Source organism: Bradyrhizobium sp. SHOUNA76 (assembly GCF_023006445.1).
Taxonomy (GTDB): domain Bacteria; phylum Pseudomonadota; class Alphaproteobacteria; order Rhizobiales; family Xanthobacteraceae; genus Bradyrhizobium.
The window spans coordinates 1-9,738 of the sequence record NZ_JALBHA010000212.1; the positions used below are offsets into that span (position 1 = coordinate 1).

Below are 9,738 nucleotides of genomic sequence, written 5' to 3' on the forward strand. Positions count from 1 at the left end.
AGCGCCCGTGGAGCAAGCTGCCCCGCCTGCGGTACAAGCAGCGGTCGATCAAACGGCCGATCAACCTGTAGCGCCGCCTGCGACCCAGGTTGCAGCCGCCGCGCCTGCGGCAACACCGTCGTCCGATGCCGTACAGTCGGTGCAATCGATGACGCGCGACCTCGCCGCGATGACACAGCAGATCGAGCAACTCAAGGCCAACATCGCCGAGTTGAAGGCCGGACAGGAGCAGATGGCGCGCGAGATGGCGAAGCCGCCCGCGCCGAAGCCAACAGCTGAGGTCAAGCCTGTCGATCCGCGCGCACGCACTGCTGCGGTCCCGCCACGCGCTCCGTCACCGGCCCCGGTTCGCAAACCGAAACCGGCCGTGTCGCACACTTACATGCCGGCTTATTCGCCTGCGCCGCTCGCACCTCCGCCGCCGCCCTCGCAGGCTGCCGCGATGCCGCCGCCACAGGCCGCACCTGTCACCACGACTCAAGCCGTTGCCGATGACGACGGACCAATCGTGCGTCCGCCGATGCCGTTGCGCTAGCACCGGACTCGCAACAACGCGGTGCGCTGCTACGACGTCGCGTACGCTGTCCGAGTCGATGCCACACGTTGAGTCCGGGCAATTACGGAAAGCGGCGCGCGGGTCATCTTGCGCTCAAGAGAAAAGGCCGTCGGGATCTATGCCGGCGGCCTTCTCTTGCAGCTGCCGGTTCCCGGAGCCCGGTTCTGCTGCAATTCCATGCCCTCATGATCATGCCGACATATTTAATTAAATGTTAATGCTCCCACATGCTGCACATCATTTCTGCGCCATAAGCACAGAGATTGCGCGGCCGTTCATGCGCCAGGTATCGACTCAGTGGTACCATCTGACATGCGCTGAGACTTCCACCGAAGCTCAGCTCCTCACATCGGGGAATTCGGATGCCTTACTACTCTTTCGATCTTGTGGTTGGTGAAGAGTTCAGGAACCAGGGCGGAATCATTCTCGAAGATATCGAGGTCGCCTCCGATCGCGCCGATCAACTGGCGACCGAGCTGTCGCAGGTCAAGCCGGAGCTGCAACAGAAAGGCTGCGCGGTGCGCGTCACCGATCGCGACGACAACGAGCTCTATCGGACACCGCTCGATCCGGTGCCGGCCTGGCGACGCTGACTATTCATCAAAGGACGGCGGCTCGAACCAGTTCGTCAGCGACAATCCACCGTCGACGACGAAGGCCGCACCGGTGACGTAACCGGAGAGCTTGTTCGACAGCACCGTGAGCGCCATCGGTGCGAGGTCGTTGGCCTCGCCGAGACGCCCGAGCGGAATGTGTCGCGCCAGCGCAGGATCCGCAACGAACCCGCCGGCCGCGATCGCGCCGGGCACCAGCGCGTTGACGCGGATGCCATAGCGGCCAAACGTTTTGGCCAGCTCCTTCACCAGCATCGCCATCCCCGCCTTCGCCGTAGAATAGTGCGGCAGGTTGCGCGGCGTGCCCGCATGCAGCGAGGTGAGAAACAGGAACGAGCCCGGCCGCTTCGCTGCGATCAGCCGCTTTGCGAGCTCGCGCGCCAGGTGAAAGCCGGCATCGAGATTGACGGCATGCATCTGCTGCCAGACCCTGCGATCGACCGCGAGCGCATGATCGGCCTCCCGCCGCGGCGGCGATGCGCTGTGGACCAAATGCGTGATCTCGCCCAACGCTGCGTCCGCGGCGGCAAGCAGTGCGTCGCACGCATCCAACTCGGCGAGATCGCCGACCCATGGCACCGCCAGTTCAGGCTTCGCGCTGGCGCTGATCGCGGCGGTCACCCGCTCGGCGTTCACATCGGCGAACACGGTCCGGACGCCCTCGCCAACCAGGGCCTGCGCGATCGCGCGGCCGATGCCGTTGCCCGCGCCGGTGACGAGTGCTGTGTCACGGGCTGGATCGAACGGCGTGCTAAACAGGCTCATGTCGCTCTCCGCGGCCGGATTTCGGGCGACGATAGCGCACCGCAGTGGGAAGCGACAAATTCGCCCCAGCACCATTGCCGAGCGGCCCGCTGGACGCTAGCCTCTCAAAAAAACGGAGGAGATACCTAAGGATGCGCTACGGTTTGCTGATCGCCGGCCTGTTGCTGATCGCCGCTCCGGCCCAGGCCGAGGACCACCCACGCTCGACCTACGTCACGCTGGTCCTGCAGGCCTTCGCCGCCAAGGTCGAATGCCCAGGCACGGACGTCGCCTACCAGGACCTGGTGCAGAAGGCGGAGCAGATGCACCTGCCCCAAGGCACCACCGAGAAGGTGCGCAAGGCGATTGCCTGGATGCACACCGGCGGCAAGATGGGCGAGAAGCAGGACGACGATTTGATGGCCGAGGTCGCGGTGGCCACCCAGGCGACCGATCTCAACCAGCGCCGCCTCGGCATGCCCAATTGGTGCGAGGCCCAGAAGACCAACCTCGCCGGCCTGATCCGCGCCAAGGGTGGCTAACAAGCCGGCCGTCGCGGCGTTAAGCACGCCGCGACGGAGCCTGCGCTTGGCCAAAAATCGTCACATTCCTCGCCAGCATGCGGGCTTCTTCGCACAGGAGAAGCCCAATGCGGATTACGCATCTCGTTGTCGCCAGCGTGCTCGCGGTGAGCGCAGCGCTGGCCGCCCCGGCACAGGCAAAGAATTCCGACGCCCAAAAGGCCGAAGACAAAACGACCTCATCGTCTTCGTGCAGCGCCTATCAGCAGGCGCCGGACGGATCGTGGGAACAGCTCCCGTGCAAGGAGACAGGCGAGCGCGGTCAGCCGCAAACCCAGCATCGATCCCGGTCACCGGGGCCGGATCGCGAGGAACGCTGAAGCTCTTCCTATCCGGTGGTCAGCTCTGGTGAGGCCCACGTATGATCTTCATGGCGTCGGCGATGTGACGCCACTCCCTGGCCTCATCGCCCTCGCCGCGGCCCTCGCAGGCCTGGGCCTGCTCGGCGGCCTTCGCGATCGCAGCAAAACCGTGCTGTTCGAGCATCTGCCGCGCAACGGTATGAATCTGGACCTCGGACATCATGGACGCTCTCCGTCTAACGAAACCGCGGGACGTGGCTCGGCTCTCCGCGGTCTTCGACAACGATTTCGCCGCAAGTCCCGTTCCGCCCGTCGTCGATCACATCGGCAAGCCCGGGAACGAGAGTGACATGAACGACAAAGGCGGCCCGCTATGCCCAGCGGACCGCCTTCTCACCCACCCCAAATGGGTCGTCGTCGGTCGCGTCCCCTACGCGACCGCCACGCGCTTGCGCTCCAAATCGTTGGGCACCTCGATATCGACCTCGAGGGTCGACACCTCGTCACCGCGCTCGAGCCGGACGATGACCTTGGTCGGATCCAGCGTGACATGCTTGGACACGACGGCGAGAATTTCCTCGCGCAGCACGCCGAGCAGGTCGGGCTGGCCGCGCATGCCGCGTTCATGCGCAAGCAGGATCTGCAACCGTTCGCGTGCAACGGGTGCAGAGGCCTTCTTGCCGCGGAGAAGTCGAAGCAGACCCATGCTCATGCAGCCCTCCGTCGCAGCAGACGATCCATGAAGCGCTTGCGCTCGGCCGGAACCTGCATCGGCACGGTGTCGCCGCACAGCCGCCGCGCCGCGTCCATATAGGCCCGTGCGGGTGCGCCGTCCGCATTCGACAGCGTCACCGGCGTGCCGACGTTGGAAGCCTTCAATACGTCCTGGCTCTCGGGGATGATGCCGAGCAAGGGCGTGGCAAGGATCTCGAGGATGTCGTCGATGGTCAGCATCTCGCCGCGCGCGGCGCGCGAGGCATCGTAGCGGGTGATGAGAATGTGCTTCTCGACGCGCTCGCCCTTCTCGGCCCGCACCGTCTTGGAATCGAGCATGCCGATGATGCGGTCGGAATCGCGCACCGAGGAGACTTCCGGATTGGTGACGATCACGGCCTCGTCGGCAAAGCGCATCGCCATGGAGGCGCCGCGCTCGATGCCGGCCGGGCTGTCGCAGATCACCCAGTCGAAGCGGCCGCGCAGATCGTCGATGACCTTGCCAACGCCCTCTTCCGTCAACGCGTCCTTGTCGCGGGTTTGCGAGGCCGGCAGCAGCCAGAGATTTTCCAGCCGCTTGTCGCGGATCAGCGCCTGCGGCAGCTTTGCGACGCCCTGCACCACGTTGATGAGGTCGAACACGACGCGGCGTTCAGCCCCCATGACGAGGTCGAGGTTGCGCAGGCCGACGTCGAAATCGACGACGACGACCTTGTCGCCGCGCTGCGCCAACGCAGCCCCCAGCGCGGCGGTCGTCGTGGTCTTGCCGACCCCGCCCTTGCCTGATGTCACGACCAGTACCTTACTCATCTGAAATGTCTCCTTTGCTGGTCAGTTCAGTGCTGTAATTCGCATGGTATTCCCCTGCAGCCAGGCCTGCGCCGGCTTACCGCGCAAGGCGGCGTCGATGTCGTCCGCAGTCTGGTAAAAGCCATCGATCGCAAGCAGTTCGGCCTCGATCTTCTGGCAATAGATGCGTGCGCTGGTGTGACCGTTCACGCCCGCCATGGCGCGGCCACGCAGCGCGCCGTAGATGTGGATGGAGCCGCCGGCAACGACCTCCGCACCGGAGCCGACCGAGCCCAGAATGGTGACGTCGCCTTCCGGGAAGATCACGGTCTGGCCCGAGCGCACGGGGCTATCGAGCAACAGCGAGGTCGGTTTTGCCTCGGTCTTCGCATCGGCCTTCTTGGGCGCGCTCGGCTCGACCACGCAGCTCCGCCCGCCCGAGAGCAGCGGCGGCATGGACGGCGTCAGCCGCCCCTCCTCCACGCCCTCGATCCCGAGCACGCGAATGTTGCGGTCCTGCAGGCTGGTGAGCAGATGGCCGATGCCGGACTGACTCAGATCGACCGAGGACAGGTCGATCACCACGGGCCGGCCGGCAAAGAAGCCCGGCGAGCGCGCGATGGTGGCGTCGATCTCGTGCAGCCAGTCCTGCACCGGAACCGTCGGCGTGAACACGAAGGCCACGTAGGAGCGCCCGCGCAGGCGCACCATTTGGCGTTGAGGTTTGACTGCAGCCTCCATGGCGGCCGACTCGTTCCCTGTTATTGAATGGTTAACGATGCGGCGGATATGGTTAACGGCCGGTTAATTTTCCCGTGGGTTACGTGGGGAGGGATGGGTTGGCCGGGCTGGCAAACAGGCTCTAGCGGCGGGCTCGCCCCCCACCCTCATCCCCGCGCAATGGTGAAGCCATTGTCGCTGGTGGCGCGAGGCGTCCGGTGCAAAGCACCGGACGGGGAGCCTCAAAGGATGCACCGCCGAGGTGCGAGCCGGCCGTCGCCCTTCGAGGGCCGCTGAAGAAGCGGCCACCCCGAGCGACAACGGCTTTGCCATTGCGCGGAGGGTGACGATGACGGATTGGCGCCCGCGGCACCAACAATGTCATTGCGAGCGCAGCGAAGCAATCCGGGTTGCCTCCGCGGGGAGACTCAGGATTGCGTCGCTGCGCTCGCAATGACGAGGAGAGAGCAGCCCCCTACTTCCTCACCTTGCTCGCATCCATCTTGATGGCGGGGTCGAGCATCTTCGTCGTGAACGCTGTCGAGACGTCAAACGGTTTCTCCATGCCGAGATAGGTCTGCACCAGCTCGTAATCCTTCTTCATCCGCTCGCCGTCGATCCAGCCGAGACCCTTGGTGGTGGTGAACTCGTCCGTCATCAGGAACTTGATGCGCTCCCATTGGCGCTCCTGGTTCTCCTTGTCGTGACCGGAGACCTGGTCGAGCAGCGCCTTCAGGCACGGCGTGGCGTCGGCGACGCAGGCCGCAAAGGCTTTCTGCGTGACGCGTACGAAGTCTTCGACCACCTTCGGATTCTTCTGCAAGTAAGCGCCGTTGACGATCAGCGAATTGCCGTAAGGATTGAGGCCGATGTCCTTCCAGTTGACGTAGCCGAGGTCGGGCCCGAACTCGATCACCTTCAGATCGTGCTCGTTGTAGAAGTCGCTGATGATGTCGACGGTGTGGCTCTTCAGTGCCGCGATCTTCGCGGTCGGTCCGACATTGACGAAGCCGACGGAGTCGGGCGCAAGCCCCGCGGCCTTGGCGAAGGCCGGCCACATCACGCGCGAGGCATCGCCGGGTGGATTGCCGATCTTGTGGCCGGCAAAATCCTTCACACCGTTCACGCCGTGGCTCTTCAGCCAGTAGAAGGTCTGGCCGGTATTGGCATAGACGCTCATCACGGCGACCGTGTCGGCGCCCTTGCTCTTGGCCACCAGCATGGTGGCGAGATCGGCGACGCCGAACGGCGAGCCGCCGGAGCCGACCTTGGCGGCGGAGACGCCGGAGCCCTTGCCGGTCTCGATGGTGAGGTCGATGCCCGCCTTCTCGTACCAGCCCTGCGCCTTGGCGTAATAATACGGCGAGTGATCGGCCGTCGGCGTCCAGTTGAGGATCAGGTTCACCGCTTCGCCCGCGCACGCCGGCACCGCCGGCGAACCGAGCACCAGGGCAACAACAGCCGCCTGCAAACGCTTCATCGCATCTCTCCTCATGCCAGCGACCCGGCTTGTCGCTCTCCCCTTGTGAGGATACCAATGCAACAAGCCCGCCCTCCACTTGTCAACTGTTTGGTTGAAAATGCCCGCAAAACGATCTGGCGACACCGTGCCGCAGCGCCGCGATCCCGTCGCCACCCGCAAGAAGCTGCTGACCGCGGCGCGCCTGGAATTCGCCCGCCACGGCTTTGCCGGCGCCCGCGTCGACGAGATTGCCGAGCGCGCCGGCGTCAACAAGCAGCTCGTCTACCACTATTTCGGCGACAAGGACGCGCTCTACCTCGCCGTGCTCGAATGGGTCTATGAGGACATCCGCGAGCAGGAGCGGAAGCTCAATCTCGAAGGCCTGCCGCCGGAGAAGGCTATCCGCAGGCTGATCGAAGCCTCGTTCGACCATCTGGCCGCAAACCCTGATTTCATCGTGCTGTTGAACGACGAGAACCGCGGCGGCGCGCGCCACGTCCGCGGCTCGACCCGGCTGGAGGCGATGCATTCCCCGCTGGTCAAGAGCGTCTCCCACATCCTCAACGAGGGGGTGCGCGCGGGCGTGTTCCGCAAGGGGATCGATCCGGTCCAACTCTATATCTCCATTGCAGGTCTCAGCTATTTCTTCTTCTCCAACACGCCGACGCTGTCGGCGATCTTCGGGAAGGACCTGTCGAGCCGCGCCCAGCGCCGCGCCCGCCGCCGGCACGTCGCCGATCTGGTGTTGCAGTCGCTCCGGCCATAATCAACCAATTGGTTGAAACTTGCCCTGAGGGCGGTTAGGCTTGCGACTTGCGGCATCGTCGCCGCGCCAACAGGGAGCAATCGGTGGCAGGAGACAGCGCACGCGCCTCGCGTAGCTTTGCGATCATCCTGATCGTGCACCTCGCCGTGCTCGTGCTCTGGCAGGTCGCGGTCGATGCCTTCCACGTGCCGAAATTCATCCTGCCCTCGCCGCTCGCGACGGTGCAAACGCTGGGAACCGCAGGCTATGCCTGGGGCAGCAACACGCTGGTGACGGCGCTCGAGATCCTCGGCGGCTTCGCGCTCGGCGCCTTCGTCGGCGTCGCGCTCGCGGTGATCTTCAGCTGGGCGCCGCTGCTCAGCCTCGTGCTGCTGCCGCTGTTCGTGACGCTGAACATGATCCCGAAGGTCGCGCTTGGCCCGCTCTTCATCGTCTGGTTCTCCTACGGCATCGTGCCGAACATCCTGATCGCCTTCAGCATCTGCTTCTTTCCGATCCTGCTCACCACCGCGCGGGGCTTGCGCGAGGTCGAACCTGACCTGCTTGATCTCGTCAAATCGCTGCGCGGCTCGCGCTGGACGCTGTTCCGCAAGATCCAGCTGCCGGGATCGCTGCCCTACATCTTCTCCGGCATGAAGGTCGGCGCCATCCTGGCGGTCGCCGGCGCCATCGTCGGCGAGTTCATCGCCTCCGAGCGCGGGCTCGGCTACCTCATGATCCAGGTGCAGTCTTCGCTCGACACGCCCGCGATGGTGATGGCGGTCGTGCTGCTCACGCTGCTGGGCGTCGCTCTCTACGGCCTGGTGCTCGCCCTCGAACGCATGTTCGTGGTCGGCGACGCAAGACAGACCTGACAACGACAGACCTGACAACGGCAGACCTAAGGACCAAATCCATGCTGCTCACACACCAGACGCTGCCGAAGACCATCCCCGATATCGCTGCGCTCGACGATCTCCTGTGCCGGCCGAGCCAGGCGCTGATCGACGACCTCGCCAAGGTCGACGGCGACATCATGATCCTCGGCGTCGCCGGCAAGATGGGCCCGACGCTGGCAGGGTTGGCGAAGGCCGCCGCGCCGGATCGCCGGATCATCGGCGTGGCCCGCTTCAGCGACGCCGGCGTGAAGGACTGGCTGCACGCGCGTGGGGTCGAAACCATCAATTGCGACCTGATGGACGAGCGCGCGATCCAATCGCTGCCGAAAGCGCCGAACATCGTCTTCATGGCCGGTAGAAAATTCGGCGCCGAGGGCGATCTGTCGCTGACCTGGGCGATGAATGCGCACGTGCCCGCTCTGGTGGCCCAGGCCTTCCCGTCCTCGCGCATCGTGGCGTTCTCGACCGGCTGCATCTATCCCTTCGTCCCTGTCGACGGCAAAGGCTCGACCGAGGACATGGCGCCGAACCCGCCCGGCGAGTACGCGCAATCCTGCGTCGGTCGCGAGCGGATGTTCGAGTATTTCTCGCATAAGTTCGGAACGCCGGGGCGGCTGTTCCGTCTCAATTACGCGATCGACATGCGTTATGGCGTGCTGCACGACATCGCCACAAAAGTGCTCACGGGCACGCCGATCGACGTCAGCCTGGGCCATGTCAATTTCATCTGGCAGGGCGATGCGTCCGCGCAGGCGCTGCGTTGCCTCGCCCATTGCACCACCCCGACCTCGCCGATCAATGTCAGCGGTCACGAGATCCTCGCTGTGCGCGGTCTCGCCGAAAAATTCGGCGCGAGGTTCGGCCGCGCGCCGATGCTGACCGGCAAGGAGGAGCCGACGGCGTGGCTGACCGACACGTCTAAGGCGGTCGAGCTGTTCGGCCTTCCGGTCGTCGACACCGATCAGCTGATCGCCTGGACCGCGGATTGGGTCTCGCGCGCGATGCCGAGCCTCGGCAAGCCCACCAAATACGAGGTGCGCGATGGCCGCTACTGACGCCCCGCCCATCCTCAAGCTCGGCGTCGACGACGCGCTGGCCGGGCTGGTACTGTCGACGGAGGCGCACTGGAACCAGACCGCGGACGATTGGCGCGTCTTCCTGCGTGAAGGCGTGGTGTTCGGCATTCGTGACGGTGCGCGACTTGTCGCCACCGCAGCCCTGCTGCCCTATTCCGGCAACAACGCCTGGATCAGCATGGTGCTGGTATCAGGCCCGCATCGCCGCCGTGGCCTGGCAACGCGTCTCGTCGATGCCTGCCTGGAGACGGCGCGTCAGAACGGCCTGACGAGCTGGCTTGACGCCACGCCCGACGGCGCTGCCGTCTACGGGCCATTGGGGTTCACGCCGACGCTGCAATTGCGCCGCCTGAAGCTGGTAAAGCCTGCGCGAGCCGAAGCGCCGCCATCGTCATCCGCAACGCTCGATGCGCTTCGTATGCGGGACCGGCGGGCCACAGGTTTCGACCGGACCGCCCTCCTCTCCGCCTTCGCACAGCGCTACGGCTCGCGCATCGTCGCCGCGAACGGCGCCATCGCGCTGGTTCGCGACGGCA

At 65.1% G+C, this 9,738-nt stretch carries 13 protein-coding genes and 1 pseudogene; 8 read left to right on the forward strand and 6 right to left on the reverse strand.

Annotated elements, in window-relative coordinates; genetic code table 11:
- Positions 1–535, forward strand: a pseudogene (locus MOV74_RS21040) (hypothetical protein); the annotation flags it as partial.
- A gap of 383 nt (positions 536–918) precedes the next feature.
- Positions 919–1,149 carry a DUF6894 family protein gene (locus MOV74_RS21045; protein ID WP_063194238.1) on the forward strand — a complete coding sequence of 77 codons (231 nt, stop codon included), beginning with the start codon at positions 919–921 and terminating at the stop codon, positions 1,147–1,149.
- Here MOV74_RS21045 and MOV74_RS21050 read toward each other — a convergent pair whose 3' ends face one another.
- Entirely contained in the window at positions 1,150–1,935 is a 786-nt protein-coding gene (locus tag MOV74_RS21050) for an SDR family NAD(P)-dependent oxidoreductase (RefSeq protein WP_246926251.1), read from the reverse strand.
- A 131-nt stretch (positions 1,936–2,066) separates the two neighbouring features.
- Here MOV74_RS21050 and MOV74_RS21055 point away from each other — a divergent pair, with 131 nt between their 5' ends.
- Together MOV74_RS21055 and MOV74_RS21060 are read left to right on the forward strand one after the other, a co-directional pair.
- On the forward strand, positions 2,067–2,456 hold the full coding sequence (locus tag MOV74_RS21055) for a hypothetical protein (RefSeq protein WP_246926252.1): 390 nt from the start codon (positions 2,067–2,069) through the stop codon (positions 2,454–2,456).
- A gap of 107 nt (positions 2,457–2,563) precedes the next feature.
- Positions 2,564–2,815, forward strand: a complete 252-nt coding sequence (locus MOV74_RS21060; protein WP_246926254.1) for a hypothetical protein — start codon at positions 2,564–2,566, stop codon at positions 2,813–2,815.
- Between the two features lie 19 nt (positions 2,816–2,834).
- On the opposite strand, the gene MOV74_RS21065 is transcribed toward MOV74_RS21060, so the two are convergent.
- The 5 genes from MOV74_RS21065 to MOV74_RS21085 form a co-directional block, all read right to left on the reverse strand.
- Positions 2,835–3,020: a hypothetical protein gene (locus MOV74_RS21065; protein ID WP_246926256.1), complete on the reverse strand. Its 186-nt coding sequence runs from the start codon at positions 3,018–3,020 to the stop codon at positions 2,835–2,837.
- A gap of 207 nt (positions 3,021–3,227) precedes the next feature.
- A complete protein-coding gene (minE, locus tag MOV74_RS21070; protein WP_246926258.1) occupies positions 3,228–3,509 on the reverse strand; it encodes a cell division topological specificity factor MinE in 282 nt (93 codons plus the stop codon).
- Complete coding sequence (gene minD, locus MOV74_RS21075; protein ID WP_246926260.1) at positions 3,506–4,321, reverse strand: septum site-determining protein MinD; 816 nt, start codon at positions 4,319–4,321, stop codon at positions 3,506–3,508. Before minD ends, minE begins: the two co-directional genes overlap by 4 nt.
- A 21-nt stretch (positions 4,322–4,342) precedes the next feature.
- Positions 4,343–5,041 carry a septum site-determining protein MinC gene (gene minC / locus MOV74_RS21080; RefSeq protein WP_246926262.1) on the reverse strand — a complete coding sequence of 233 codons (699 nt, stop codon included), beginning with the start codon at positions 5,039–5,041 and terminating at the stop codon, positions 4,343–4,345.
- A 454-nt stretch (positions 5,042–5,495) separates the two neighbouring features.
- On the reverse strand, positions 5,496–6,500 hold the full coding sequence (locus MOV74_RS21085) for an ABC transporter substrate-binding protein (RefSeq protein ID WP_246926264.1): 1,005 nt from the start codon (positions 6,498–6,500) through the stop codon (positions 5,496–5,498).
- Between the two features lie 100 nt (positions 6,501–6,600).
- Here MOV74_RS21085 and MOV74_RS21090 point away from each other — a divergent pair, with 100 nt between their 5' ends.
- The 4 genes from MOV74_RS21090 to MOV74_RS21105 form a co-directional block, all read left to right on the forward strand.
- Positions 6,601–7,248: a TetR/AcrR family transcriptional regulator gene (locus MOV74_RS21090; protein ID WP_246926266.1), complete on the forward strand. Its 648-nt coding sequence runs from the start codon at positions 6,601–6,603 to the stop codon at positions 7,246–7,248.
- Positions 7,249–7,331: 83 nt separating this feature from the next.
- On the forward strand, positions 7,332–8,102 hold the full coding sequence (locus MOV74_RS21095; RefSeq protein ID WP_246926267.1) for an ABC transporter permease: 771 nt from the start codon (positions 7,332–7,334) through the stop codon (positions 8,100–8,102).
- Positions 8,103–8,143: 41 nt separating this feature from the next.
- On the forward strand, positions 8,144–9,181 hold the full coding sequence (locus MOV74_RS21100; protein ID WP_246926268.1) for an NAD(P)-dependent oxidoreductase: 1,038 nt from the start codon (positions 8,144–8,146) through the stop codon (positions 9,179–9,181).
- Positions 9,168–9,738, forward strand: a 571-nt coding sequence (locus MOV74_RS21105; protein ID WP_246926269.1) for a GNAT family N-acetyltransferase, incomplete at its 3' end; no start/stop codon positions are given. The genes MOV74_RS21100 and MOV74_RS21105, both read left to right, overlap by 14 nt.